A 26817-nucleotide genomic window follows, 5' to 3' on the forward strand; every position below is an offset into this window, starting at 1 on the left:
GTCGGGAGGTTGTCCACAGGCTGGAGCCCGTCGCGCCACCGACTTGTCCACAGGTTGGGGCCTGCGGCTGCCGAAGTCGGGCAGGAAGGTCAGAATCTGGGCATGGTGGGTACCAGGAACCGGGCTCGCCCGACGGGTGCGGCCGATGCGACCGACAGCGGGAGGCAGCAGTGAGGACAGCGACCCTTGGGCCGGAGCAGCGCGCCGAGTCGCTCGCCGCCATGGCCGAGCGCGAGCTCGACGTCCTGGTGGTGGGCGCGGGCGTGGTCGGTGCCGGCACCGCGCTCGACGCGGTGACGCGCGGCCTGTCCGTGGGCCTGGTCGAGGCCCGGGACTGGGCCTCGGGCACCTCCAGCAGGTCCAGCAAGCTGATCCACGGGGGCCTGCGCTATCTGGAGATGCTCGACTTCGTCCTCGTGCGGGAGGCGCTGAAGGAGCGCGGGCTGCTCCTCGAACGGCTCGCGCCGCACCTGGTGAAGCCGGTGCCCTTCCTGTACCCGCTCCAGCACAAGGGCTGGGAGCGGCTGTACGCGGGCTCCGGCGTCGCGCTCTACGACGCCATGTCGATGGCCCGCGGCCACGGCCGGGGGCTGCCCCTGCACCGGCACCTGAGCCGCCGTCACGCCCTGCGCGTGGCACCCGCGCTGAAGAAGGACGCGCTGGTCGGGGCGTTGCAGTACTACGACGCCCAGATGGACGACGCCCGCTTCGTGGCCACGCTGGTGCGCACCGCGGCGGCGTACGGCGCCAAGGTCGCCAACCGCGCCCGGGTCACCTCCTTCCTGCGCGAGGGCGAACGCGTGGTCGGCGCGCGGGTGCGGGACGTCGAGGCGGGCGGCGAGTACGAGGTCCGCGCCAAGCAGGTGGTGAACGCGACGGGGGTGTGGACCGACGACACCCAGGCGATGGTGGGCGAGCGCGGCCAGTTCCACGTGCGGGCCTCCAAGGGCATCCACCTGGTCGTGCCCAAGGACCGCATCCACTCCAGCACCGGTCTGATCCTGCGCACCGAGAAGTCCGTGCTCTTCGTCATCCCCTGGGGCCGGCACTGGATCATCGGCACCACCGACACCGACTGGGACCTCGACAAGGCCCACCCGGCCGCCTCCAGCGCCGACATCGACTACCTGCTGGAACACGTCAACTCCGTGCTGTCGGTGCCCCTCACCCGCGACGACGTCGAGGGCGTGTACGCCGGACTGCGCCCGCTGCTGGCCGGCGAGTCCGACGCCACCAGCAAGCTGTCGCGCGAGCACACCGTCGCCCACCCGGTGCCCGGCCTGGTCGTCGTGGCGGGCGGCAAGTACACGACGTACCGGGTGATGGCCAAGGACGCCGTGGACGAGGCGGTGCACGGGCTGGACCTGCGGGTCGCCGACTGCGTCACCGAGGAGACCCCGCTGCTCGGCGCCGAGGGCTACCAGGCGATGTGGAACGCGCGGGCCCGGATCGCCGCGCGCACCGGGCTGCACGTGGTGCGCGTGGAACATCTGCTGAACCGTTACGGCGCGTTGGCGGAGGAACTGCTCGAACTCGTCGCCGCCGACCCCTCCCTGGGCGAGCCGCTCACCGGCGCCGACGACTACCTGCGCGCCGAGGTCGTCTACGCCGCCTCGCACGAGGGCGCGCGGCACCTGGACGACGTACTGACCCGGCGCACCCGCATCTCCATCGAGACCTTCGACCGGGGCACGCGCTGCGCCCGCGAGGCCGCCGAACTGATGGCGCCGGTGCTCGGCTGGGACAAGGGGCAGGTCGAACGGGAGGTCCAGCACTACGAGAAGCGGGTCGAGGCCGAACGGGAGTCGCAGCGCCAGCCGGACGACCTGACGGCCGACGCGGCCCGGCTGGGAGCGCCGGACATCGCCGCACGGTAGGGGCGCTCGGGGCGGGTGCGGCCGGTGGTGCGGCCGCTCCGGCCCCGCCCCGCGGCCCGTACCGCCGTCCGTCCCCGGTCCGTCCCCGAGCCCGGTGCGCCCCCGTGGCACCCTGGGCGTCGAGCACTTGTCGGGTGAGGGACAATGAAGGCTCTGTCAGGGCGGGTTGCATGAGGGGACGCATGTCGGAGGCGGAGCGGGCGGGGACATCCCGTACGGACAAGAGCGCACGTCTCCTCGCCGGGCGGTACCGGCTGGGAGACGTGCTCGGCCGCGGCGGCATGGGGACGGTGTGGCGTGCCGAGGACGAGACCCTCGGACGCACGGTCGCCGTCAAGGAGCTGCGGTTCCCGGGGAACATCGACGAGGAGGAGAAGCGGCGCCTGATCACGCGCACGCTGCGCGAGGCCAAGGCGATCGCGCGGATCCGCAACAACAGCGCCGTCACGGTCTACGACGTCGTCGAGGAGGACGACCGGCCGTGGATCGTGATGGAACTCGTCGAGGGCAAGTCGCTCGCCGAGGCCATCCGTGAGGACGGTCTGCTGGAGCCGAAGCGCGCCGCCGAGGTCGGCCTCGCCGTCCTGGACGTGCTGCGCTCCGCGCACCGCGAGGGCATCCTGCACCGCGACGTGAAGCCGTCGAACGTGCTGATCGCCGAGGACGGCCGGGTCGTCCTCACCGACTTCGGCATCGCCCAGGTCGAGGGCGACCCCTCCATCACCTCCACCGGCATGCTCGTCGGCGCCCCCTCCTACATCTCCCCGGAGCGCGCCCGCGGTCACAAGCCCGGCCCGGCCGCCGACCTCTGGTCGCTGGGCGGACTGCTGTACGCCGCCGTCGAGGGCACCCCGCCCTACGACCGGGGCTCGGCGATCGCGACGCTCACCGCCGTGATGACGGAGAACCTGGAGGAGCCGAAGAACGCCGGCCCGCTGCGGGACGTCATCTACGGGCTGCTCAACAAGGACCCCGCCCAGCGGCTCGACGACGCGGGCGCCCGCGCGATGCTCAACAAGGTCCTTCACGCCCCGGACGAGGCGGCCGAACCGCTCGACGCCACCAAGGTCGTGCCGCTGCCCGCGCAGCCGGACGAGCGCAGGCGCCGCGGCGGTGCCGCGGGCGTCGGCGGCAAGCGGACCGAGGAGGCCGGGGAGCGGCTGCGCGGGGCGCTGCGTTCCGTGCGCAAGGCCGCGGTCGGGACCGGTGCCGCCGGTGCGGCGGCGGCCTCGCGGACCAAGCCGGGCGACGGCGGCAGGACGGCGCCGGGAGCCGCGGGCACGACCGCCGCCCCCGGGACCGCCGCCACGGGGACCGCCGGGACGGCCCCCGTCGCACCACCGCCGCGGCGAACGGGGCCGGGCACGGGACCGGGTACCCGTCCCGGTGGCGTCGCGGCCGGTTCCGCCGCCGGTGCGCCGAACGCCCATGAACGGCCGCGCAGTTCCGGCTGGCCCGTCGTGCCGCCGCCGGACCTGCCGACCCGGTCCGCGCCCCGTGCGCCGCTCACCGACGTGGTGCCCCGCCGCACGCTGATCATCATCGCGGTGGTCGTGGCGCTGGCCGTGCTCGGCACCGTCCTGGCCCTCACCCTCGGCGGTGGCGACGACGACCAGGGCGCCGAGGGCGGCAGCGGCGGCAACGCCGTGGCGTCCACCGGGCCGAGCGGCGACACCCGGCAGGACCGGGGAAGCGGCACCGGCACCGACGGTTCCGCCTCCGAACCGGCGGGCGGCGCGGACGCGAGCGGTGCCGCGGACGCCGGTGCGAGCGCGTCCGGCGAGGCCGGGAGCGAGTCGGACGACGCCGGGAAGTCCGACGACGACGAGGGCGTGGCCGCCACCCACCAGGGCGGCCAGGGTTACCGCATCGGGCTGCCGGAGGGCTGGAAGTTCGCCTCCACCGGCTCCTCGGGCGACCGGTTCACCGGCCCCGGCGGGCAGAAGCTCCTGGTCGCCTGGACCTCGACGCCCAAGGGCGACCCGGTCGCCGACTGGAAGAACCAGGAGCGGTACATGGTCCGCTCGAACTACGCGAAGATCCGCATAGAGAAGGTGGGCTACCGGGGCTGGAACGCGGCGGACTGGGAGTTCACCTACACGGACGGTGGCACCAAGTACCGCACCGTGGACCGCGGCTTCGTCGTCAACGACCACCAGGGCTACGCGCTCATGTACACCGCGAAGGCCGACGACTGGGGCGGCGACCTGCGCCGGGACACCTGGCGGACCCTGTCGAAGACCTTCGCACCCAAGTCCTGAACGGTCGGGGCCCGGGTTTGAGCGGTCCGATATCTGGCATCAGCTCTTTGCGGGTTGCCTCCGGCACGTATCGTGAGTGGTCGCGGACCGTACGCAGCCGGAACGGCCCGCCGTACGAACGGAATTGACCGACGGTTGCCGGGGGTGGCGACGTGGACGACTACGCGGGACGGGTACTCGCCGACCGCTACCGCCTGCCCCTGCCGCCGTCCGACGAGTTCGAACTCACCGAGACCCCGGCCTTCGACACCTACAGCGGCCAGGAAGTCCTGGTCCGCCAGGTGCCGTTGCCCGAGGTCGTCGAGGCGGAGGTGCTCGACGCGGACGGCCTGCCCGACGGCTTCACGGCCCGGGACGGCGGCGTGCGGCGCCCCGGCAGGCGGACACCCGCCGCGGGCGGCGGCCCCGGGCGCCCGTCCGACCCGGTGGTACGGCGTGCCGTGGAGGCCGCCCAGGCCGCGGCCGCCGTGCCCGACCATCCGCGCCTCGACCAGGTCTTCGACGTGTTCGCCGAGGGCGGCTCGCTGTGGATCGTCAGCGAACTGGTGGCCGCCAGACCGCTGGCCGCCCTGCTCGCCGAACAGGCGCTGACGCCCTACCGGGCGGCCGAGGTGGCCTCCGACGTCCTCCTGGCGCTGCGGGTGCTGCACACCTACGGCTGGGTGCACCGCAACATCACCGCGCGCACCGTCCTCGTCTGCGACGACGGGCGGGTCATGCTGACCGGCCTGGCGGTCGGCGCGGCCGAGGAGGCGCTGTGCGGGTACGACCCGGTGCCCGCGCCCGACGAGGAACCGGGCGGCGCGGTCGACCCGAACGGAACCTTCGGCCCCGGCACCGCCCCCGGCGGCGGTCCCGTTCCCTCCGTCAGCGGTCCCGGTCCGCGCGGCCCCGGTGACGGCACCGCCGGGCCCGTGACCGGTGTCCTCGGGCCCGGCGACGGCGCCCGGACCGGGATCTTCGGTCCCGGTGACGCCGATCCCGAGGCCGCCCGGCGGGCCGCCATAGAGGCGCGGGGCGTCGGTGGACTCCCGGTGACCGGGGCGCGGGCGCCGGGCGAGGGCCCCGCCGGGCTCGCCGCCGCGTCGCTCGACACCAGCGGTGACGTCCGCGCCGCCCGCGCCGGGGCCATCGCCGCCTACCGCGCGGGGGCCCGCGCCGCGGCCCGCGTCCAGGAGGCCCAGACCGGCCGCGCGGCCCTGCCGGGTGCCCGCCCCGCCCCCGAGGACGGGCCCCGTGGCGTCGGCCCCGGTGCCGTACCCGGTGCCCCGGAGGACGGCGACGACACGGGTCGGGGTGCCGCCGTCCCGCCCGGGCGGATCACCGACCCCTACGGCGTGAGCACGGCTTCCTGGCACGGCGCCCCGCCCCGTGCCCCCGGCGATCCCGCGCCCACCGAGGTCCGCCGCGCCGACGGACGGACGTTCGCCGCGCCCCGTCCGGGCGGCGCACCGGTCGCGGGCTCCGGCGCGGAGAGTGCGCGGGCGCTGCCCGCCGCGAGGCAGGACACCGCCGGGCCCGCCGCCCCGTCGGGGAGGGCGGGACCGTGCCCGCCGCGCGCTGGGACGACCCGGCGGCCCGCGTCCCCGCACCGCGCGGTCCGGCCACCGCGCTCGCCGCCGAGCGGGCCCGGCAGACCCGCATGGCCGTGGTCGGACCCGTGACCGAGCGCTGGGCGCCGGAACAGGCCGGTCCCGTGCACGAGAACTGGCAGCTGGCCGCGCCCATCGGCCCCGCCACCGACCTGTGGGCCCTGGGCGCGCTGCTCTTCCGCGCCGTACAGGGGCACGCGCCCTACCCGGAGGAGTCGACCGCCGAACTGGTGCAGATCGTGTGCGCGGAGCCGCCCGCGTTCGCCGAGGAGTGCGGGCCGCTGCGGCCGGTCGTGGAGTCGCTGCTGCGTCAGGACCCCACCGAACGCATCGACTTCGAGGAGCTGAGCGGCTGGCTGCGTTCCCTCGTACGGTCCGCGCCCGAGCCGGAGGCCGGCCTGCACGTCGTCTCGGCGCCGCCCGCCGAGACGGGCAGGCTGCCCATCGTGCGCCGGCGCGGCGAGCTGGTGCGCAGGCGGCGTGCCGGGCTGCCCGCGACCCACGGGCGGCACAAGCGGGGCAGGCGGGATTCCGACCGCTCCCCCCGCAGCCTCGGCCGGACCCTGCTCCTGCTGATACTGCTGGCGATGGCCGGTGCCGTCGCGTACGCCATGTTCTTCATGCCGAAGGGCGACACGAACGGCACGGGCGCCGCCGACCGGACCGGCGCCGCCGGTGAGGCGAGCCCGGCACCGCCCGCGAAGTCGCCCGACGCCGGAGGGGAGCCCCGGCAGGACGAGACGTCCCCGGAGTCCGGCCCCGAGGCATCGCGGACGGCGAGCGGCACCGAGACCCAGTCGAACGTCGCCGACGGGTTCACCCTGCGCAAGGACCCGGAGGGCTTCGGCGTCGCCGTCGCCGAGGGCTGGAACCGCGCCCCCCGCAACGGCAGCGGACAGGTCGTCTACAGCAAGGGCGACTTCGAACTCCTCGTCGTGCCGGGCCGGGACCGCGCGTCCGAGTTCGGCGACGACCCGATGGCCTACCAGCGCGACGGCGAACCCGAGTTGGCCTCCTACCGGGCCTCCAGCTGGGCCACCTCCAGCGGTCTGAAGACCATCGAGGTCGGCGGACGCACCATGGCGGAGGGGCAGTTCACCTGGACCGGCGCGAACGGACGCGAGCTGTACGTGCGCAACGTCGCCATCCTCATCGACGGGCGCTACCACGTGGTGCAGGTCCGCGGTCCGGAGGCGGAGCGTGACGAGGTGACCCGGCTGTTCGAACAGGCCTCGGCTACTTACCAGTACACGCGCTGACGCCGGTCCGGTCCGATGGTTGCCTCCTGTTGGCGGAAAGCGACAACCGTCACAGAGCGGAATCCATGGCACCCCAGCCGTTCCCCGGAGGGGGGCCGGTCCCTAGTCTGACCCTGACAAGACCATTGCGGGGCAACGTGAATCAGATGCAGGGCCGGCTCGTCGCGGGACGCTACCGGCTCGGGGAAGCCATCGGCAGCGGCGGCATGGGCCGGGTGTGGCGCGCACACGACGAGGTGCTGCACCGGACCGTCGCCATCAAGGAGTTGACCGCCGCCCTCTACGTCTCCGAGAGCGACCAGGCGATCCTCCTGGCACGCACCCGGGGCGAGGCGCGCGCGGCGGCGCGGATCAACCACTCGGCCGTCGTCACCGTGCACGACGTACTCGAACACGACGGCCGGCCGTGGATCGTGATGGAGCTGGTCGAGGGCCGCTCGCTGGCCGACGCGGTCAAGGAGGAGGAGCGGGTCGACCCGCGGGAGGCGGCCCGCATCGGCCTGTGGGTGCTGCGCGCCCTGCGCGCCGCGCACACCGCCGGAGTCCTGCACCGCGACGTCAAACCGGGCAACGTGCTCCTCGCCGACGACGGCCGGGTGCTGCTCACCGACTTCGGCATCGCGCAGATCGAGGGCGACTCCACCATCACCCGGACCGGCGAGGTCGTCGGCTCCGTCGACTACCTCGCGCCCGAGCGCGTCCGCGGTCAGGACCCCGGCGCCTCCTCCGACCTCTGGGCGCTCGGCGCGACGCTGTACACGGCCGTGGAGGGCAGGTCGCCGTTCCGCCGCACCTCCCCGCTGACCACCATGCAGGCGGTCGTCGAGGAGGAGGCGACCGAGCCCCGGTACGCCGGTGCCCTCGCGCCCGTCATCAGCGCCCTGCTGCGCAAGGACCCGGCGACGCGGCCCGACGCGACCGAGGCCGAGCACCTGCTCGCCCAGGCGGCCGAGGGACGGCGCCCGGACGCGGCCCAGGCGTACGTGCCGACCACCCGCTACCCGGGCCCCCCGGGCGACGGCGACACCACCCACCAGGGCGCACCGGGGATGCCGGGGCCAGGTACGCCCGGCGCACCGGGGATGCCGGGGCCGGGTACGCCGGGCGCACCGGGGATGCCGGTGACTCAGGGCGCGTCGGGCGTACCGGGACCGGCGGGACCGCTGGGGCACCCGGGGCTCGAGGGACCCACGGGGCCCGGGGGACTGCCGGGCGGGACGTCCGCGACGCCCTACCCGCCGATGACCGGTCCCACGGCGGTCGGCCCCGCGGCGACGGGGCTCACGCCGGGCGGACCGGCGGGCGCCGCCGCTCCCCGGCGTACACGGCGCGGGCGCCTGCGCACGCTCGCCCTGGTCGTCGCCGTCGCCGCCCTCGTCGGCGCCGGCACCGCCGTGGTACTGCAACAGCGCGACGACGGCGGCTCGTCGGCCAGCCCCGACCCCACCCACGCGCCGTCCGCGTCCGCCACCGCGTCCCCGTCGGCCTCCGCCACGCCCGGCGAGGACCCCGGCGGCTCCGTTCCGGCCGACTGGGTGCGCCGCGACGACCCCATCGGTTTCAGCCTGTACCTGCCCAAGGACTGGCAGCGGTCGGACTTCGGCGGCGACAGCGGAGAACTCCGGCAGATCGACTACACGCCCGACGGCGGCCGGCACTTCCTGCGCATCTCCGTCGATTCCGCCCCCGACTACCGCGACCCGTACGCACACCAGCTCGACCTGGAGGTGCAGCTCCAGCGGCTGATCGACTACCAGCGGGTCCTCCTGGAACGCACCGACTACCGCGACCGCGACAGCGCCCGGTGGGAGTACACGTGGACCGCGCTGGCGAAGGACACCCCCTTCCCGGGGCCGCGCCGCGGCGTGTCGCAGATCTACATGTCCCGGGACGGCGTCGAGTACGCCCTCAACATGTCGGGGCCCGCGAGCGAGTGGCCGACCACGGAGCAGCGGTTCACCGCGGTGCTGCAGAGCTGGCAGGAGCAGACCGGCTGAGACCACCGCCGCAAGGCGGCCGGGCGGCGCACGCCCGACCGTCGGTTGTCGGCCACCCGTGTGACGGCGGCCCGGAACCGGTGGGTGCGGTGGGGCATGATGGGGCGCATGGTGACCGAGGGGGCGGGCGGGCGTGTCATCGCGGGCCGTTACCGGCTCCACGAGCGGCTCGGCCGCGGCGGCATGGGCATCGTGTGGCGGGCCACCGACCAACTGCTGGTGCGCGAAGTGGCCGTGAAGGCGCTCCCGCTCGACGAGACGCTCTCCGCGGCCGAAGCCCGGCGCCGCCGCGAGCACACCCTGCGCGAGGCCCGCGCGGTCGCGCAACTGCAGCATCCGCACGTCATCGTCGTCCACGACGTCGTCGAGGACGACGAACGGGCGTACATGGTCATGGAGTTCGTCGACGGCGGCTCGCTCGCCGACCGCGTCCTCACCCGCGGCCCGGTCGGCCCCCAGGAGGCCGCACGCATCGGCATCGCCCTGCTCGACGCCCTGGGCACGGCCCACACGGCCGGCATCCTGCACCGGGACGTGAAGCCGTCCAACGTGCTGATCGCCGACGACGGCCGGGTCGTCCTCACCGACTTCGGCGTCGCCCAGGTCGCGGGCGCCACCACGCTCACCGAGAGCGGCTCCTTCGTCGGCTCGCCCGAGTACACCGCCCCGGAGCGGATGTCCGGCGCCGGGACCGGACCGGAGTCCGACCTGTGGTCCCTGGGCGTGCTGCTGTGCGCGGTCCTCAGCGGGGCGTCCCCCTTCCACCGCGACTCGCTGGGCGGTGTCCTGCACGCCGTGGTCACCGAGGAGATCCGCCCGCCCGCGCAGGCCGGGCCGCTCCTGCCGGTCGTACGGGGGCTGTTGGAACGCGACCCGCGGCGGCGGCTCGACGCGGCGTCGGCGGAGCGGATGCTGCGCGCCTACCTGAGCACGGGCCGTACGCCCGCGACGGCACCGACGTCCCCGGCCGGTGAGCCCCTGCGGGCGAGGCGGAGTGTGAAACGCGGCGTCCTCATGGCGGTGCTGCTGGTGGTCGCGGCGGCGGGCGCGGGCATCTCGGCGGCCGCGCTGTTCGCGAACGGAGACGACGACGGGGGCGGTACGCCGACGAGTTCGGTACCCGTGACACCCCCAGGGCCGGTGTCGCCGCCGGTGTCCCGTTCCGGGACCCGCCCCGGGGCGGAGCAGCCCTCGGAGTCCGCCGCATCGGACCCAAACAGGAGATAAGCGGCAGCTCGCGTCACGGGTCTGTGACCGCCGGGCACCGGCGGTGGAAACGGACGCACCGGGCGCGGTATGGATGGACCCATGAGCAGCAACGGGGGGCCCCGCCGAGGGGCGGACGAGCCGACGAGTTTTGACCTGCAACCGCCGAACCGGCCGGCCGCCGTGCCGCATCCCGGCAACCCGTACGCGGCACCCACCCAGGTCGTACCGCAGCCGTCCACACCACAGTCCGCGCCGCAGCCGTCCGCGCCACAGCCGTCCGGGCCGCGGCCCGCGGCGGCGTCGCAGGTCCCGCCGCCCGGACCGTCGGCGGCCCCGGCGGCCACCGCACCGGATCCGGGCGCCGGGCGGCTCATCGCCGGCCGCTACCGGCTGATCGCCAAGCTCGGCCACGGCGGCATGGGCACGGTGTGGCGGGCCCAGGACGAGACCGTGGACCGCGAGGTCGCCGTCAAGGAGCCCCGCGTACCCGATCACCTTCCCGAACGCGAACGGGACAACGCCTTCGAGCGGATGCGCCGCGAGGCACGCGCCGCGGCCCGGCTCGACCACCCCGCCGTGGTCGACGTGCACGACGTGGCGGTCGTGGACGGGCAGCCGTGGATCGTGATGGAACTCGTGCGCGGGCGCTCGCTGGGCGCCGCCCTCCAGGAGGGCACGCTGGACGCGCGCGAGGCGGCCCGGATCGGCCTGGAGGTGCTCGGCGCGCTGGAGGCCGCGCACGCCGCCGGCATCCTGCACCGGGACGTCAAGCCGGACAACGTACTGCTCGGCCGGTACGACCGGGTCGTCCTCGCCGACTTCGGCATCGCCCAGATCGAGGGCGAGACCAATCTGACCGACACCGGCGGCTTCGTCGGCTCGCCCGAGTACATCGCCCCGGAGCGGGTCCTGGGCCAACGGCCCGGCCCGGCGAGCGACCTGTGGTCGCTGGGCGTGGTGCTGTACGCGGCGACGGAGGGCGTCTCGCCGTTCCGCCGCAGCAACACCCCGGCCACGCTCCAGTCGGTCCTCAACGCCACGCCCGCCGCGCCCGCCGCCGCGCACGGCCCGCTGGCCGAGGTCATCACCGGCCTGCTGGACAAGGACCCGGCACGCCGCCCCGACGCCGCCCGGGTCCGCGCCCTGCTGGACGCCGCCGCGAACCCGCCCGCGCCGCCGCCCACCCAGGTGGTCACGGTCGGCGCACCCCAGGGGCCGGGCGGGACTCCCGCGTCCCGCTGGGGCGTCCGGCTGGGCCGCAACGCGTGGATCACCCTCGGCGCGGTGGTCGTCGCGGCGGCGGTGGCGTCGTACCTCGTGGTCGCCGACCCCTTCGCGGGCCCCCTGCCCAAGGGCTGGAAACAGCACCGACTCGACGCCAAGGTGGGCATGAGCGTCGGTGTGCCCGCCGAGTTCGTGCGGCTGAAGCACGAGAAGAAGGACGACTGGGACGGCACCAACGAGACGTTCGCCGACCCGAGCGGAGCGGTCGTCGTCGTCGTGGACCGCGACATCAAGGCCGACGACAAGACCGACAAGATCCCGGACACCGCCGGGGCCAACGCCTGGGCGGACTGGGAGATGCTCAAGGACGGCGAGTACTCCTGGAACTTCGCCGACGAGCCCGCCCCCAGGGGCGAGCCGGGCGAGACCGAGTACAAGGGCAGGAAGGCCGCCGAGAACACCATCGCGTACACCACCGCGGACCTGCAGAACCCCCGCGCGCGCGAGTTCCGCATCCTCTACTACCGGGCCGGCAACGGCGACATGTACAAGGTGTCGGTCGACTACCCCCGCGAGGGCTACTTCGCCGACCAGGGACGGGAGATCGCCCGCACGGTGATCGCCAACTGGGAGGTCGACAAGCTCTGATGACGGACCGGGGACGGCTGGTCGGCGGGCGCTACCGGCTGCTGCGGCGCGTCGGCTCCGGCGCGGCGGGCACCGTCTGGCACGGACTCGACGAGGCCGAGGACCGCGAGGTCGCCGTCAGACGGCCGCGGCTGCCCGGCGACCCGGCGGACGACGGTCACCGCCGGGCCGCCCACCGCCTGCACCACGAGGCACGTGCCGCCGCCCGCGTCGACCACCCCGCCGCCGTCCGCGTCCACGACGTGGTCGTGGCGGAGGACGGGCCCGACGGACCGCCCTGGATCGTCATGGAGTGGGTCCCCGGCGAGTCCCTGGACGAGACGCTCCGGCGCGGCCCGCTCGGATCCCCCGAGGCCGCCCGCGTCGGCCTCGCCGTCCTCGGTGCCCTGCGCGCGGCGCACCGCGTCGGCATCGTGCACCGTGCCGTCCGGCCCGCCAACGTGCTGCTCGGCCCGCACGGCCGCGTCGTCCTCACCGGCTTCGGCACCGGCCGCCCGCCCGGCCAGGAGCCCCTGAGGGGCGCCGGTCCCGCGGCCGACCTGCGGTCCCTGGGTGTACTGCTGCGCACCGCCGTCGGGGACGCGGAGGCGACGACCGGGCCGCTGGGCCCGTTGACCGACCGGCTGCTGGTCCCGGACACCGCCGCGCGGCCGGACGCCGGGGAGGTCGCCCGACTGCTGGAGGCGGCCGTCGCCGACCCGCCGCCCGTCTCGGGCCGAAAACGAGTGATCCGGTCCAACCACTCCGCGTAACGCCCTGATCAGCGGGTTTGTTGCCAGCGATCACTGGCGTTGTGTGAGCGGTCGGTGAATCACCGTGAATCCCCATTACCGACGGGTACACAAAGCCGTCGCGGCGTCATACCCTGCGGCTCATGACGGACGCGCAGGCCCCGGAACTCACCGGCACGAACCCCCTCGCCCCCACCCCGGAGGGCGCCCGCACCGCTGCCGACGTGGTGACGCCCGAGCTGGTCGCCCAGCTCACCAAGGGTGTGGCCGGATCCGGCCGCACCGCCAACCACACCCCGTTCACCGGCGAGAAGCTGGCCGACCTGCCCGAGTCCACGCCCGAGGACGTGGCCGGCGCCTTCGAGCGGGCCCGCACCGCCCAGGCCGTGTGGGCGCGGGTGCCGGTGCGGCAGCGCGCCGCGGTGCTGCTGCACTTCCACGACCTGGTCCTCGAACGCCAGGCCGAGGTCCTCGACCTCATCCAGCTGGAGACCGGCAAGGCCCGCCTGCACGCCCACGAGGAGGTCCAGGCCGTCGCCGTCGCCGCCCGGCACTACGGCCGCAAGGCACCGGCGTACCTGCGCCCCCGGCGGCACACCGGCGCCGTACCGACCCTGACGAAGGTCACCGAGCTGCGCCACCCGCGCGGTGTCGTCGGCCAGATCGCCCCCTGGAACTACCCGCTGGAGCTGTCCGTCGGCGACGCGCTCCCCGCCTTCGTCGCGGGCAACGCCGTCGTCATGAAGCCCGACACCGAGACCTGCCTGACCGCCCTGTGGGCCCGCGACCTGCTCATCGAGGCCGGGCTGCCCGCCGAGGTCTTCCAGGTCGTCCTCGGTGAGGGCCCGGTCGTCGGCCCCGAGGTCGTCAAGCACGCCGACTACGTCTCCTTCACCGGCTCCACCCGCACCGGCCGCGAGGTCGCCCGGGGCGCCGCCGACCGCCTGGTCGGGGTCTCCCTCGAACTCGGCGGCAAGAACGCCATGCTGGTCCTCCGGGACGCCGACGTCGAGAAGGCCGCGGCGGGCGCCGTCCGCGCCTGCTTCTCCTCGGCCGGCCAGCTCTGCATCTCCATCGAGCGGCTCTACGTCCACGAGTCCGTCGCCGACGCCTTCCTGGAGCGCTTCGCCGCCCGCACCAGGGCGATGCGGCTGGGCACCTCCCTCACCTACGGCGCCGACATGGGCTCCCTGGTGGGGGAGCGGCAGCTGGAGACCGTGCGGCGGCACGTCGCGGACGCCGTCGAGCGCGGCGCGAAGCTCGTCGCCGGCGGCACCGCCCGCCCGGACATCGGCCCGTACTTCTACGAGCCGACCATCCTCGACGGCGTCGCCGCCCCCATGACGGTGTGCACCGAGGAGACCTTCGGCCCCGTCGTCTCCGTCCACCGCTTCACCACCGAGGACGAGGCGGTCGAGCACGCCAACTCCACGCCGTACGGCCTGAACTCCTCGGTCTGGACGAAGGACGCCCGGCGCGGCCGCGACGTCGCCGCCCGGCTGCGCACCGGCACCGTCAACATCAACGAGGGGTACGCGTCCGCCTACGGCAGCGTCCAGTCCCCGATGGGCGGCATGAAGGACTCCGGCCTCGGCCGCCGGCACGGCTCCGAGGGCATCCTCAAGTACACCGAGGCCCAGACGGTCGCCCACCAGCGCCTGCTGCCGATGGCGCCGTCGCTCGGCATGGACGACGAGAAGTACGCGGCGTTCATGAGCCGCAGCCTGCGGCTCATGAAGACGCTCCGGTTCAGGTAGCCGACCTCAGGGGCGCGGGGCTGTACCGATATGCGGCTCCGCCGCCCGGGCGCGAGAAACCACGAACGGCCCGCACGCGAAACTCAAAGAGGAGACCCCCATGCCTCAAGACGCCTACGACTACGACGTCCTGATAGTCGGCTCCGGCTTCGGCGGCTCCGTCTCCGCCCTCCGCCTCACCGAGAAGGGCTACCGCGTCGGCGTCCTGGAGGCGGGCCGCCGCTTCACCCGCGAGTCGCTGCCCAAAAACTCCTGGGACCTGAAGAACTACCTCTGGGCGCCGAAGCTCGGCATGTTCGGCATCCAGCGCATCCATCTCCTCGGCAATGTCATGGTCCTGGCGGGTGCGGGCGTCGGCGGGGGCTCCCTCAACTACGCCAACACCCTCTACGTGCCGCCGAAACCGTTCTTCGACGACCCCCAGTGGCGCGGCATCACCGACTGGCAGGAGGAGCTGACGCCGTACTACGACCAGGCCCGGCGCATGCTCGGGGTCCGCCTCAACCCGACGACGACCCCGTCCGACGTGCACCTCAAGGCCGCCGCCGAGCGGATGGGCTGCGGGGACACCTTCCACCTGGCCCCGGTCGGCGTCTTCTTCGGCGACGGCGAGGACGCCGACGGCACGGCGCGGGCGAAGCCGGGCGAGCAGGTGCCCGACCCCTACTTCGGCGGTGCCGGACCCGACCGCAGGGCCTGCAACGAGTGCGGCGAGTGCATGACCGGCTGCCGGCACGGCGCGAAGAACACCCTCAACGAGAACTACCTGTACCTCGCCGAGAAGGCCGGTGCGGTCGTGCACCCCATGACGTCGGTGGTGTCGGTCACCGACGACTCGCGCGGCGGCTTCGCCGTGGCCACGCTCCCCACCGACCGGAAGAAGAAGGGCGCGGGCCGGATCTTCACCGCCCGCCGTGTCGTCGTCGCCGCCGGCACCTACGGCACCCAGACCCTGCTGCACCGCATGAAGGCGAGCGGCCGGCTCCCCCACCTGTCGGACAGGCTGGGCGAGCTGACCCGCACCAACTCCGAGGCCCTGGTCGGCGCCCAGACCGACGACCGGCGCTACCGCAGGGCCACCGGCGAGCCACGCGCCGACTTCACACGCGGCGTCGCGATAACCTCCTCGGTCCACCCCGACGCCAGCACCCACATCGAGCCGGTGCGCTACGGCAAGGGCTCCAACTCGATGGGCGGCCTGTCGATCCTCCAGGTCCCCTACGCCGGGCCGACCGCCTCGGGCGCGTCGCGCGTCCTGGGGTTCCTGGGACACGCGGCCAAGCACCCCGTGCTGGTCCTGCGGTCGCTCTCCAACCGCAAGTGGTCGGAGCGCACCATCATCGGCCTGGTCATGCAGTCCCTGGACAACTCCCTGACCACGCACCTCAAACCGACGGGCCTCGGCAAGGGCCTGCTCACCGCCCGCCAGGGCCACGGCTCGCCCAACCCCAAGCAGATACGGGCCGCCACCGAGGGCGCCGCCGCGCTCGCCGCCGAGATCAACGGCTTCGCCGGATCCAACGTCGGGGAGCTGATGGGCACCCCGCTCACCGCCCACTTCCTCGGCGGCTGCCCGATCGGCGCCTCACGCGAGAGCGGCGTCATCGACCCGTACCACCGGCTCTACGGCCACCCCGGCATCTCGGTCGTCGACGGTGCCGCCGTCTCGGCCAACCTCGGCGTCAACCCGTCCCTGACCATCACGGCGCAGGCCGAGCGGGCGATGTCGTACTGGCCGAACAAGGGCGAGGAGGACCCGCGTCCGGCGCAGGGCACGGAGTACCGGCGTCTGAAGCCCGTCGAGCCCACGTCCCCGGCGGTCCCGGCGGAGGCCTTCGGCGCGCTGCGGCTGCCGTTCCTGGGGATGCCGACGGTGCCGCCGAAGAAGTAGCGCGGGCGGTCGCGGCCGCGGACGCGCAGAAGGACCTGCGCCCCCCTCCGAGCGCAGGTCCTTCCCTTCGTGCCGTGTCGCCGTTACGCCTGGACACCGGCCTTGCGGCGCCGGACGACGAACAGCGCGCCGCCACCGGCGACGACCGCGAGACCGCCGACGAGCCCGATCATCGGCAGCGCGGAGTTGGAACCGGTCTGGGCGAGGCTGCCGGTGACCGGCTTGGCGCCGCCCTGCGGCTTCAGGTCCTTGTCGACGCCCTGCGGCCGCAGGTCCTTGCCGGCGTCCTTCGGCTTCTCACCGTTCGGCTCGACGTCGTCGACGTCGCCCGGCTTGGCACTGCCGGCGGCGAGCACCGTGAAGTCGTAGGTGTCGCCGTTGCCGTAGCAGGACTTGTCCTCGCCCGCGTAGACCGCGTCGCTCACCGAGAACGCCGAACCCGCCGGGGCGTCGGCGTGGATCTTCACGCGCAGGTCGAGCGTGGCGGTGCTGTCCTTCTCCAGGGTCGGCAGGATGGCGACGATGCTCCCGGTGAAGGTGAACGCGTCCTTCCCGTCGCCGTAGGTCTCCTGGTAGGCGCTCGTCCACTTGCCGTTCTGCTTCACCTGGAACTCCGCCAGGTCCTCGTAGAGCGAGACGTCGGAGTTGAGCTCGCCGCTGTACTCGGCGAACGCGTTGATCCAGACGTTCTTGAGGTCCTTCTCGGAGTCGTTGTCGATCACGAACTCGAAGTCGTGCCAGCCGGAACCGGCGACGATCTTGTTCGGCAGCCCGGAGATGGAGGCGCTGAGCTTCTCGTCCAGCTCGTAGGTGTCGCAGTCCTCGTAGGGGTCGAAGACGTTCTCGTCGGAGGGGTCCCCCTCGTCGCCGGAAGGCTTCCCGGCGTCGTCCGAGGGCTTGGTGTCGTCCTCGGACGGGGGCTTCACCCCGGTGCCGTCGTCCTTGGGCGGCTGCTGGCCGTCGGACGGCGTGGTCTTGTCGTCGGACGGCGTGGTCTTGTCGTCCGAGGGGTCGTTCTCGTTGCCCGCGGGCGGGTTCCCGCCGGGGGGCTGCTCCTCGGAGGAGGGGCTCTCCTCGGTCGAGGGCTTGGTGGTCTCGTCCTTGGACGAGGAGTCCTGGCCGCCTTCCTGCGTGGCGGGGCCCTGCTCCTCGGAGGAGGTGCTCGTGGACGGACCGTCCGTCGCGAAGGCGACAGGCGCCGACACGAGGGCGAGCGGAGCCAGGACGGTGGCGGCGGCCGCCGTGACCATGGCGCGGCGAAGCTTCATGAAGACCTCGACAAATCGGGCGTACTGCGGTCTCGCAGTACGGAGGCTTTGCGGGAGGCCTCCGCGTGTGGGGGCGCGGGTGCCCATGCGGCTCCGTGCGGAGCTGCTGTGTTTGATCAGCGGAAGCTGTGAAAAGTTGTGCTGACTTCACGTGATCTTTATGTGGTCCGCGTCACCTTCGCCCTGGTGCCTCCGTCGCGGGACGGGGAGCCGCGGGCATGGCGAAGGGCCCCGCGGGGCTGCGGCCGCGGGGCCCTTCCTCGGTCAGCACCGGCGTCAGGGCGGCACCGGTGCCTCGATGCGGCGCCGGGGGGGGGTGGGGCGCCGCAGGTCTTGCGAGCAGGTGGTGGTGAGGGGGAGGGGGAGGGGCGTCCGGGCCCGGACGGTTCCCGTCGGCCGGCCCCGGGCGTCCCCGGAGCCGGCCGTTCTCATGGGTGACCGGGCTGCTGTCCCCTGCCGTCCGGTCACTTCCTGGAGCGAGGTCCCACGGCGCACGGCACGATCCGCACGCCTCATCGCTCCAGCGAGCCACGCGTGGTTCTTTCGGGCCCGCCCCTGGCTGACACGGACACCGGGACCAACGAAGCAGCGCCCGCACCGGTCACGCGCCGTACGGGTGAGAACCTGCCCGAACTCGGGTGCGACGCTCAGACGCGCCCCCGGCACAGCTCCAGCAGCGTCATTGCGAGGGCCGTGCCCGGCTTGCCCAGGGCCTCGCGGTAGTGGTCGAGGACCTCCATCTCGCGGGACAGGTTCACGCGTCGGCCGCCGGATGTGATGCGTGCCTCCTGGATGACGGCGGAGACCGCCATCCGTTCCTGGATCAGACCGATGATCCGGTCGTCGAGGGAGTCGATCCGCTCGCGCGCGCCGGTGATCACGTCGGCGGCCTCGCTGGTACGGGCGCCGGTCTTGTCTGCGGTGGTGACGGTCATGTCGGGGCTCCTCGCCGCGGTGGGCGGCGTCCCGGTCTCCGACAGGCCCCGGACACGACAGACGCCCCGGGCCTTGTCGGCCCGGGGCGCCTGGTAAGTCGCTTGTCAGTGGCTCAAGCAGCACGACCATGGCAGCCGGTGGGCCGGTTGCCATAGGTAAACAGGAAGGTCGAGTGTGTGAGCATGCGCCCAGTATGCCCCGCGGACGGAAGGTCTCCAAGCCGGTTCGGATGGTGAGACGTGCGGAGACCCGCGGGGCGGTGCGCGAAGCGGCACCGAGGGCCGGGCGGACGGCCGGGCGGCCCGCCGCGGGGAGGGCCGGGCGGAGGGCGGGGCGTTCCGTCCGCCCACCTCGGTAGAATCGGGAGTACAAGCCCCCCGCCCGACCGCCGGAAGGCACCCCGTGTCATCAGCGACTCCCGCTGCCGCCGCCCCCGACACCGTCCTGGTCGTCGACTTCGGCGCGCAGTACGCCCAGCTCATCGCCCGTCGTGTCCGCGAGGCGCGGGTCTACAGCGAGATCGTCCCGAGCTCCATGCCGGTCGAGGAGATCCTCGCCAAGAACCCGGCGGCCATCATCCTCTCCGGCGGCCCCTCGTCGGTGTACGAGCCGGGCGCCCCGACCGTCGACCGCGCCCTGTTCGAGGCCGGCGTCCCCGTCTTCGGCATGTGCTACGGCTTCCAGCTGATGGCGCGGACCCTCGGCGGCACCGTCGACAACTCCGGCGCCCGTGAGTACGGCCGGACCGACCTCACGGTCTCCAAGCCGTCCTCCACCCTCTTCGAGGGCACCCCGGCCGAGCAGGCCGTGTGGATGTCGCACGGCGACGCCTGCTCCGCCGCCCCCGAGGGCTTCACCGTCACCGGCTCCACGGACGTCGTCCCGGTCGCCGCCTTCGAGAACGACGAGAAGAAGCTCTACGGCGTCCAGTACCACCCCGAGGTCATGCACTCCACGCACGGACAGCAGGTGCTGGAGCACTTCCTGTACCGCGGCGCGGGCCTGCGCCCCGACTGGACCACGGGCAACGTGATCGAGGAGCAGGTCGCCGCCATCCGCGAGCAGGTCGGCGACAAGCGCGCCATCTGCGGCCTGTCCGGCGGCGTGGACTCCGCGGTCGCCGCCGCCCTCGTCCAGAAGGCCATCGGCACCCAGCTGACCTGCGTCTACGTCGACCACGGCCTGATGCGCAAGGGCGAGACCGAGCAGGTCGAGAAGGACTTCGTCGCCGCGACCGGCGTACAGCTCAAGGTCGTGGACGCCGAGGAGCGGTTCCTCAAGGCGCTGGCCGGGGTCTCCGACCCCGAGGAGAAGCGGAAGATCATCGGGCGTGAGTTCATCCGGGTCTTCGAGCAGGCGCAGCTGGAGATCCTCCAGGAGGACGGCCCCGAGGTCGCCTTCCTCGTGCAGGGCACCCTCTACCCGGACGTCGTCGAGTCCGGCGGCGGCACCGGCACCGCCAACATCAAGTCCCACCACAACGTGGGCGGCCTCCCCGACGACATCGAGTTCGAGCTGGTCGAGCCGCTGCGCCAGCTGTTCAAGGACGAGGTCCGGATGGTCGGCGCCGAGCTGGGCCTGCCGGACGAGATCGTCCAGCGCCAGCCGTTCCCCGGCCCGGGGCTCGGCATCCGCATCGTCGGCGAGGTCACCAAGGAGCGGCTCGACCTGCTGCGCGAGGCCGACGCCATCGCCCGCGAGGAGCTGACCGCGGCCGGCCTCGACCGCGACATCTGGCAGTGCCCGGTGGTGCTGCTCGCGGACGTACGCTCCGTCGGCGTCCAGGGCGACGGCCGCACCTACGGCCACCCGATCGTCCTGCGCCCGGTCTCGTCCGAGGACGCCATGACCGCCGACTGGTCCCGGCTGCCGTACGACGTGCTGTCCAAGATCTCGACCCGCATCACCAACGAGGTCAAGGACGTCAACCGCGTCGTCCTCGACGTGACCTCGAAGCCGCCGGGCACGATCGAGTGGGAGTGACCCCTACGCGCGCCTGACGGTGCGCAGGGGCTTTCCGGGCTGCCAGATCTCGACGACGAGGTACGCGTCGTCCTCCACGGAGGTGCGCACGACCTCCGTCAGCTCGGTACGGAAGAGGTGGAACGGCTCCGGCGGTTCCACCTCTTTCACGTACCCGGCCCTGGTCTCCGGGTCGTCGACCTCGACCGCCCGCCCGGCGATCCGCACGTCCCCGCCGCCCATGCCGGTGCCGTCCCCCGGGTTCGCCTGGAGCGCGAAGCGCGGGTCGCGGCGCAGGTCGAGGGCCTTCAGCGAGTCCGGCATCATGCCGAACCACAGCTCGCCGCTCAGGAAACGCACCTCCAGGCCGGTGGTGCGGGGCGAGCCGTCCTTGCGGAGGGTGGCGAGGACGTGGTGCGTGTACGCGCCGAAGCGCGCCTCGACGGTGTCGGCCAGGACGGGTTCGGCGGTGGCGAAACCGGCCCAGTTCACAGCGGTGCCTGATGTCATACGCCGAGTGTGAACCGGAAAACCGACACCCTCTGTCGCGTATCCGGCCCGGCCCGGCCCGTATCCGTCCTCCCGGCCGGACCCTGACTCCCTCGCCCGGCCTCTGCGCCTGCCCTCTGCGCCTGACCCCCGCGGGCCGTGCGTCCGGCGTGCCCCGCGGCCGGGTCAACACGGCGATCCGCGCGTCACCCGGGCTGAGCAGAGGTAACCGGGGGCGCCGGGCGCGTGAGGGCCGGGGTACGGCACAATTCGCAGTCGTTCCAAGGGACTTAGCGGTTTCTCTCACAGGGTGCGGAAGGCGGGCGTCGGGCGTGGCGGTGCAGGAGGCGAGACGCGGCAGCGGCTCGGACAAGGGCGCGTACGAGGCGGCCCACGGCGGTGGCTGCACCTGCGGGGACTGCCCGCACGGCGCCCGCGAGGGGCACCGCCGGGCGGTCGCCGCGTTCCTGCTGCGGCGGGACGAGTTCGCGGCCGGGCAGGGGTTGCCGGCCGCGGTGGCCCACTCGGCCTCCGCCTCCCGCCAGTGGGTCTCGGAGGAGCTGACCCAGTCCGCGGAGGCCGTCGCCGAACGCGGCCGGGCCGAGGGCGACGCATGGCTCGCGGGGCTGGGCCGGCGCACCGTGGCCGCCGTGTGGGCGGCAGTCGTCCTGCTGCTGCTCTGGCAGTCGCTCACCGCGGTCGGGGCGGGCTGGACGGCGGCACGCACCGCCGGGCTCGCGGCCGCCCTGGTCGTGTCCGGCGCGCTGACGGCGGCGTCCTGGTTCCACCGGACGCGGGGCGGGGCGCTGGCCCCGGTCATCGGCGAGGACAACCGCCTGTCCACCTCCCGCGCGGTGGCGGCCGCCTGGGTCCTCTTCGTCGCCTACGCGGTACTCGTACTGGCCGGGCAACTGGCCGTCGCCTCGGGCCACGAGCGGCGCGACGCGCTGATCTCGGGTCTCGAACTCGGCCGCGGCGCCGGGGCGGTGACCGTGCTCGCGGTGGTCTGCGGGATCGCGGTCCTGGTGCGCCGGGTGGTCGGGCTGCGGGTGCTGGGGCAGCGGCTGCAGAAGGTGCGGGCGGACCGGCCGCGCGCCTCCGACCTGCTCACGGACGACGCGGGACGCGGGACCTTCGCCGACATCCAGTACGTCGCCATCAGCGCCGTCGCCCTGGTGTTCGCGGCGGTACGGCTGGCCCGGCGCCCGGAGCAACTGCCCGACCTGCCGTGGGGACTCGCGGTGGTGGTGCTGGTGTCGGCGGCGACCTACGTGGCCGGGAAGTACGCGGAGGGCGGCCGGCCCGTGATCCTCTCCGTGGTCCGGGCCCGGGAGGCCGGAGATCTGGACGCGCCGATCCGCACGGGCGACGACATCGAGATCCGCGGCGCGGGCTTCGTGCCGCCGGGCGCCCAGCGCGCGGACCGCCTGTCCCGGATGGTCGTCCGTATCGGCGCGGTCAACGTCCACGTCCCGCTGGTCCCGGTGACGGGCGGCTTCAGCAACCCGACGGACGACCTGCTGACGGTCCCGGTACCGGCGGACGTCGAGCCGGGCCGGGTGGACGTCCAGGTGGTCACCGGCGCGGGCGTCGAGACCAACCGGTACGCCATCGACGTCACGGACTGACACCTCTCGCCCCTCCGGCTCCGGGCGGCCGGTCGACCGGTCGGCAACCTGTCGAAACCGACAGCAAGAAACCGGTTGCCGAGGGTTGAGCGGGGCCCACGTGTCCTACGTATGGTCTGGTGGGGGCCCCGGGCATGCGCGGCGAGAGGCGGCTGGCAGTGATGACTCACGGGATGCGGACGGATGTCCACACCTCACGCGGGGGCGCGCGAGAAGGGGGCTGGCGGGACAACGCCGCCCGCTACGCCCTCCTTCCCCTACGGATCTTCCTCGGTGTCACGTTCGTCTACGCCGGTCTGGACAAGCTCACCGACAGCGCCTTCATGAAGGACGCGGGCGCCGGTTCCGTCGGCGACATGATGCGTGCCGTCCGCGACTCCTCGGCCGTCCCCGCCCTGGTCGACCTGGCCCTGAAGAGCCCGCCCGGTTTCGGCTACGCCATCGCCCTGGGCGAGTTGGCCGTCGGCATCGGCACCCTGCTCGGGCTCCTCACCCGCCTCGCGGCGCTGGGCGGCGCGCTGATCTCGCTCAGCCTGTGGCTGACCGTGAGCTGGGCCTCCGACCCGTACTACTACGGCAACGACCTCCCGTACATGTTCTGCTGGGTACCCCTCGTGCTGGCCGGCGCACCCCTCTGGTCACTGGACGCCCTGCTCGGGAACCGGCGCCGCGGAAGGGCCTACTAGGCCATGAACACGGAGCCCGAAGTCGCCTGCACCTCGGTGTAGGTGGGGGCGCCGAGGTCGGCCGGCCGGCCGTCGCGGATGTCGGTCGCCGCGGTCACGGCCGCTGCCAGAGCTCTGCGGTAGAGCAGCGAACCGAGACTGATCCTGCGCACGCCCAGCGCGGCCAGCCCGGCGAGGTCCGGGCCGGTCGGTGTGTAAAGGATGTTCAGCGGCACGACGAGGGTTGCCAGCAGGGCGGCGATCCCGTCCGGATCCGACAGGCCCGGTACGAACACTCCGTCCGCCCCTGCCTGTTCGTAGACCGCGAGGCGCTCCGCGGTCTGCTCCTCCTGGCGCCCGAGCCAGTGGGTGTCGGTACGGGCGTTCACGAACAGCGCGGGTACAGCGGCCTTGACGGCAGCGATCTTCGCGGCATGCAGCTCGACGGGGGTGAGAGTGCCGTCCGAGCGGCCGTCTTCCAGGTTGATCCCCGCAGCGCCGGCGTCGTGCAGCCTTCGAGCCAGCTCGGCCACCTCCTCCGGTTCGTCACTGAAACCGCCTTCGGCGTCGACGGTGAACCGGAAGGTGCCGCGCCCGAGCCGGCGGGCCAGTGCCAGGGTCGCCGCTGCCGTGGCCGCCGCTCCGTCCGGCAGGCCGAGGGCCGCTGCCACGCCCAGGCTGGTGGTACCGATCGCGTCGAAGCCCCGCGCCGCCAGCGCAGCGGCGGAGGCGTAGTCCCAGGCGTTGGGCAACAGCAGCGGGGCGGCCCGATGGTGCAGGTGGGCGAAGGCGGTCAGCGGCCGCTGGAGGAGGCCGTCGGCCAGGGCGAGAGCGTGGGCCCTGCCGGGGCAGACCCTGGGCGGGGCGCCGAAGGTGAGCGGTACGGGATGCGCAGTCTGCGCGGCTGCCAGGTCCAGGAGCACCACATCGCCCTCGGCGATGTCCCGTCCCGCGACGCGGGTGGTACGGACGGCGACGCGGCGCATGGTTCGCACCGGTGGAGTCTCCCGGAGCACCCGGGCCAGCGGTGCGCTGCCGTCGGCCGCGGCATCGACCAGTGCCGCATCGACCAGTGCCGCCGTCGCCGCGCACGCCTGCACCAGCAGACCGATGCGGTTGGCGGCGGCCTCCAGGGTCCACTGGTCCGTGTCCTCGGACACCAGGAGCGCCACCAGCCGGGCCACGGCCTCGTCCGCGGTCGGGTCCGCACCCCCGAAGTAGACCCCGGCCACGAGGGTCACCGCCTCCGCGACCTCACGGGGCTGAGGCATTTCCAGGGCCTCGGCGAGGGCGTGGACCACCCGCACCCGGACCTCCCCGTCACCGCCGGCCGTCACTGCGCGCCGCAGCGCGGCGGGTTCCAGCCTGGTGAGTTCGGCCTCCACGAGGGCCCTGCGCCGCCGATGCGTCTCCCCGGAGCTGAATCGGGCCGCGGTGGCCCGCAGCCATGCGACGCTCGCCCCCACGGGGCCGCCGTCCGCTGCCGGCAGCTCGGGGACCAGCGCCGGGTCGGCGAGCGCCGCGCACACGTCCGTGTGGCGGTTGAATTCATGCGTCGTGTGCGTCATGGCTCTGACGCTAGGTGCGGAACAGTTCGGTGCCGACCGAACCATCGTTCCTGTTCAGTGAGCAGGAGGGAGTCTCGCGAAACTGCGCGAATCGGTGCGGTTCGGCGTCGAAGCCCGCGCCCTCCCTGCTGCGTCGATCCGACGGGGCCATCGGTCGTCAGTGGGGAAGGTCCGCCCGGGGCTCGTCCGGGTGCGCCGCCCGGCGCTCTCCCCGGCGCTGGTGCGCGGCCCGGGCCACGGTGCCGACCGCGCCCGCGATACAGAGGCCGCCCGTGACCAGGGGGATCACCGCGAACCACGGCGTCTCCCAGAGCCCGCCCGCGTCGCCGGCGTAGACCACACCGGCCAGGATCAGGAAGAGACCGGCCACCAGTCGTCCTGGCTGGAACCTATGACGCAGCACGGGTCACCTCCGCCTGACCGACGCCGACCTGGAGGTCGAGGTCGAGTGTGCCGGTGTCCTTGCCGCCCGTGGTGGGGGACAGGGTGACCTCCTTGTGCTTGCCCGGTGCCACGTCCACGTCCTTCGCCTTGTCGCCGGGGAGTTGGATGTCGCCCACGCCCACCTCGACGCTCAGCCGCACGGTCACGTCCGGCGGTACGACGACCCGTATGCGGCCCATGCCCACGTCGGCGCGGGTGGTCACCGTCTGCCCCTCGGCGAGGTCGAGGCCGGACAGGTCGAGGGTGCCGCTGCCCGCGCCGATGTCGTACTGGTCGCGTACGTCGGCCGCCGCCGTGGGCGCCCAGGTGGTCCGGACCCACTCGGTGCCGACGTTGTCCGGCACGGCGGTCGACCCCGCCAGCAGGCCCGCCGTGACGATGGCCAGGAAGATCGATCCGGCTCCCGTGCGTCCCAGGAAGGCGCTGACCGCGATGCCGAGACCGAAGGTGGCGAGCGCGCACGCCAGACCGGTCTGGAGACTGGTGCCGAGCGGGTGCTCGCCCCAGGTCAGCCGGGTCCCGAGGAAGCCCGCGAGCAGCGCGAGGAGGAACACCCAGCCGCCGATGCCCCGGGGACCGCGGGTCTGCGGGGAGCGGGAGCGCCGGTCACCGACGGCGGCGTGGTCGCGGCGGCCCGGGATGCCGCGGCCGATGTTGACGGCAGCCGCGATGTCACGGTCCTCGGAGTCCGGCGGACCCCACAGGTATCCCGTCGCGCCGTCATGGGTGCCGTCCTTGACTATGGGGTCGCGCCACCAGGACGGCCAGGTGTACATGATCGGGGGGGCCTGGGCCTCCGGCGGAGCGTCGGCGACGGTCTGCGCGGAGAGCGGGTCGGGTTCGGGGGCCTTGCGGTGCCGCGACCAGTACCCGGCGCCCGCGAGCAGCAGGGAGAGGACGACGGCGAAGGTCAGCACGCCGCCGTTGTGCAGCATGGTGAGGAAGACCCCGCAGCCGACCAGGGCGAAGAGCACGGCCGCCAGTGCCTGGCCGTCGACCCGGCCGGTCAGCAGCTTGCGCACCTCGTTCTCCTCCTCGTCCTCGTAGGGGACGAGGAGCCAGGCGAAGCCGTAGAAGAGGAGGCCGATGCCGCCGGTCGCGGAGAGCACGGCGAGCGTGATCCGGAAGATCACCGGGTCCATGTCGCACTGCCGCCCGAGGCCGGCGCAGACCCCGGCGAGCGCCTTGTGCCGCCGGTCGCGCCGGAACGGGTGCGGCGGCCCGGCGGGCTCGGCGCCGCCGCCGGTGCCTTCGGCGGCGGTGGCGCCCCCAGAACCCGCGGCGCCCCCAGAACCCGTGGCATCCGTGGCATCCGCGGCGGGCGCGGCATCCTGCGGCCCGGCGCCCCGTGCGGGGCGGGGGCCGGGGCCGGGTCCCGGACCCGTCGCGGCGTGCTCGTGATCTGTCATGA

General features: G+C 73.8%; 16 protein-coding genes and 2 pseudogenes. 12 read left to right on the forward strand and 6 right to left on the reverse strand.

What is annotated here, in order from left to right:
- The first annotated feature begins 170 nt into the window (after positions 1–170).
- The 9 genes and pseudogenes from BJ961_RS04000 to BJ961_RS04040 all read left to right on the forward strand — a co-directional run bounded on the left by BJ961_RS04000 (position 171) and on the right by BJ961_RS04040 (position 16446).
- Complete coding sequence (locus BJ961_RS04000; protein WP_271319915.1) at positions 171–1877, forward strand: glycerol-3-phosphate dehydrogenase/oxidase; 1707 nt, start codon at positions 171–173, stop codon at positions 1875–1877.
- A 182-nt stretch (positions 1878–2059) separates the two neighbouring features.
- Positions 2060–4138, forward strand: a complete 2079-nt coding sequence (locus BJ961_RS04005; protein WP_271416955.1) for a serine/threonine-protein kinase — start codon at positions 2060–2062, stop codon at positions 4136–4138.
- A gap of 152 nt (positions 4139–4290) precedes the next feature.
- Positions 4291–6989, forward strand: a pseudogene (locus tag BJ961_RS04010) (protein kinase).
- A gap of 146 nt (positions 6990–7135) precedes the next feature.
- Positions 7136–8986 (forward strand): serine/threonine-protein kinase, encoded by a 1851-nt coding sequence (locus BJ961_RS04015; protein ID WP_271319916.1) that lies wholly within the window; start codon positions 7136–7138, stop codon positions 8984–8986.
- A 99-nt stretch (positions 8987–9085) separates the two neighbouring features.
- Complete coding sequence (locus tag BJ961_RS04020) at positions 9086–10213, forward strand: serine/threonine-protein kinase (RefSeq protein WP_271416956.1); 1128 nt, start codon at positions 9086–9088, stop codon at positions 10211–10213.
- 81 nt (positions 10214–10294) lie between these two features.
- Positions 10295–12067, forward strand: a complete 1773-nt coding sequence (locus BJ961_RS04025; RefSeq protein WP_271319917.1) for a serine/threonine-protein kinase — start codon at positions 10295–10297, stop codon at positions 12065–12067.
- A pseudogene (locus BJ961_RS04030) lies at positions 12067–12774 on the forward strand (serine/threonine-protein kinase); the annotation flags it as partial. The gene BJ961_RS04025 and the pseudogene BJ961_RS04030, both read left to right, overlap by 1 nt.
- Before the next feature lie 167 nt (positions 12775–12941).
- Positions 12942–14555, forward strand: coding sequence for a succinic semialdehyde dehydrogenase (locus tag BJ961_RS04035; protein WP_271319918.1), 1614 nt, complete (start codon positions 12942–12944; stop codon positions 14553–14555).
- 100 nt (positions 14556–14655) lie between these two features.
- A complete protein-coding gene (locus tag BJ961_RS04040; protein WP_271319919.1) occupies positions 14656–16446 on the forward strand; it encodes a GMC family oxidoreductase N-terminal domain-containing protein in 1791 nt (596 codons plus the stop codon).
- Between the two features lie 83 nt (positions 16447–16529).
- Here the strand turns inward: BJ961_RS04040 and BJ961_RS04045 are convergent, their stop codons facing one another.
- The gene (locus tag BJ961_RS04045) at positions 16530–17714 is read right to left on the reverse strand and encodes an LPXTG cell wall anchor domain-containing protein (RefSeq protein WP_271319920.1); all 1185 of its coding nucleotides are present in this window, start codon (positions 17712–17714) and stop codon (positions 16530–16532) included.
- A 647-nt stretch (positions 17715–18361) separates the two neighbouring features.
- Entirely contained in the window at positions 18362–18694 is a 333-nt protein-coding gene (locus BJ961_RS04050; RefSeq protein WP_271416957.1) for a chorismate mutase, read from the reverse strand.
- Positions 18695–19052: 358 nt separating this feature from the next.
- Between BJ961_RS04050 and guaA the strand changes: the two genes are divergently transcribed.
- Positions 19053–20633, forward strand: a complete 1581-nt coding sequence (guaA, locus tag BJ961_RS04055; RefSeq protein WP_271319921.1) for a glutamine-hydrolyzing GMP synthase — start codon at positions 19053–19055, stop codon at positions 20631–20633.
- 3 nt (positions 20634–20636) lie between these two features.
- Here the strand turns inward: guaA and BJ961_RS04060 are convergent, their stop codons facing one another.
- A complete protein-coding gene (locus BJ961_RS04060) occupies positions 20637–21122 on the reverse strand; it encodes a pyridoxamine 5'-phosphate oxidase family protein (protein ID WP_271319922.1) in 486 nt (161 codons plus the stop codon).
- Between the two features lie 311 nt (positions 21123–21433).
- On the opposite strand from BJ961_RS04060, the gene BJ961_RS04065 reads away from it, so the two are divergent.
- Together BJ961_RS04065 and BJ961_RS04070 are read left to right on the forward strand one after the other, a co-directional pair.
- On the forward strand, positions 21434–22729 hold the full coding sequence (locus BJ961_RS04065) for a hypothetical protein (protein WP_271319923.1): 1296 nt from the start codon (positions 21434–21436) through the stop codon (positions 22727–22729).
- Positions 22730–22890: 161 nt separating this feature from the next.
- On the forward strand, positions 22891–23415 hold the full coding sequence (locus tag BJ961_RS04070) for a DoxX family membrane protein (protein WP_271319924.1): 525 nt from the start codon (positions 22891–22893) through the stop codon (positions 23413–23415).
- Here BJ961_RS04070 and BJ961_RS04075 read toward each other — a convergent pair.
- From BJ961_RS04075 to BJ961_RS04085, 3 genes are all read right to left on the reverse strand, one after another.
- The gene (locus tag BJ961_RS04075) at positions 23412–24962 is read right to left on the reverse strand and encodes an isocitrate lyase/phosphoenolpyruvate mutase family protein (protein ID WP_271319925.1); all 1551 of its coding nucleotides are present in this window, start codon (positions 24960–24962) and stop codon (positions 23412–23414) included. The two genes, BJ961_RS04070 and BJ961_RS04075, sit on opposite strands and share 4 nt — an antisense overlap.
- Before the next feature lie 157 nt (positions 24963–25119).
- Positions 25120–25365, reverse strand: a complete 246-nt coding sequence (locus tag BJ961_RS04080) for a hypothetical protein (protein WP_271319926.1) — start codon at positions 25363–25365, stop codon at positions 25120–25122.
- A complete protein-coding gene (locus BJ961_RS04085; protein WP_271319927.1) occupies positions 25352–26815 on the reverse strand; it encodes a PspC domain-containing protein in 1464 nt (487 codons plus the stop codon). The genes BJ961_RS04080 and BJ961_RS04085 overlap by 14 nt, the downstream gene beginning before the upstream one ends.
- Positions 26816–26817 lie beyond the last annotated feature (2 nt).

The organism is Streptomyces lienomycini, assembly GCF_027947595.1.
Lineage (GTDB): Bacteria > Actinomycetota > Actinomycetes > Streptomycetales > Streptomycetaceae > Streptomyces > Streptomyces lienomycini.

Excerpts from the sequence above, each read along its gene's own strand:
- BJ961_RS04005 (WP_271416955.1), top strand. The coding sequence starts at position 2,060 with ATGTCGGAGGCGGAGCGGGCGGGGACATCCCGTACGGACAAGAGCGCA.
- BJ961_RS04015 (WP_271319916.1), top strand. The coding sequence starts at position 7,136 with ATGCAGGGCCGGCTCGTCGCGGGACGCTACCGGCTCGGGGAAGCCATC.
- BJ961_RS04020 (WP_271416956.1), top strand. The coding sequence starts at position 9,086 with ATGGGGCGCATGGTGACCGAGGGGGCGGGCGGGCGTGTCATCGCGGGC.
- BJ961_RS04025 (WP_271319917.1), top strand. The coding sequence starts at position 10,295 with ATGAGCAGCAACGGGGGGCCCCGCCGAGGGGCGGACGAGCCGACGAGT.
- BJ961_RS04035 (WP_271319918.1), top strand. The coding sequence starts at position 12,942 with ATGACGGACGCGCAGGCCCCGGAACTCACCGGCACGAACCCCCTCGCC.
- BJ961_RS04040 (WP_271319919.1), top strand. The coding sequence starts at position 14,656 with ATGCCTCAAGACGCCTACGACTACGACGTCCTGATAGTCGGCTCCGGC.
- BJ961_RS04045 (WP_271319920.1), bottom strand. The coding sequence starts at position 17,714 with ATGAAGCTTCGCCGCGCCATGGTCACGGCGGCCGCCGCCACCGTCCTG.
- BJ961_RS04060 (WP_271319922.1), bottom strand. The coding sequence starts at position 21,122 with ATGACATCAGGCACCGCTGTGAACTGGGCCGGTTTCGCCACCGCCGAA.
- BJ961_RS04070 (WP_271319924.1), top strand. The coding sequence starts at position 22,891 with ATGACTCACGGGATGCGGACGGATGTCCACACCTCACGCGGGGGCGCG.
- BJ961_RS04075 (WP_271319925.1), bottom strand. The coding sequence starts at position 24,962 with ATGACGCACACGACGCATGAATTCAACCGCCACACGGACGTGTGCGCG.
- BJ961_RS04085 (WP_271319927.1), bottom strand. The coding sequence starts at position 26,815 with ATGACAGATCACGAGCACGCCGCGACGGGTCCGGGACCCGGCCCCGGC.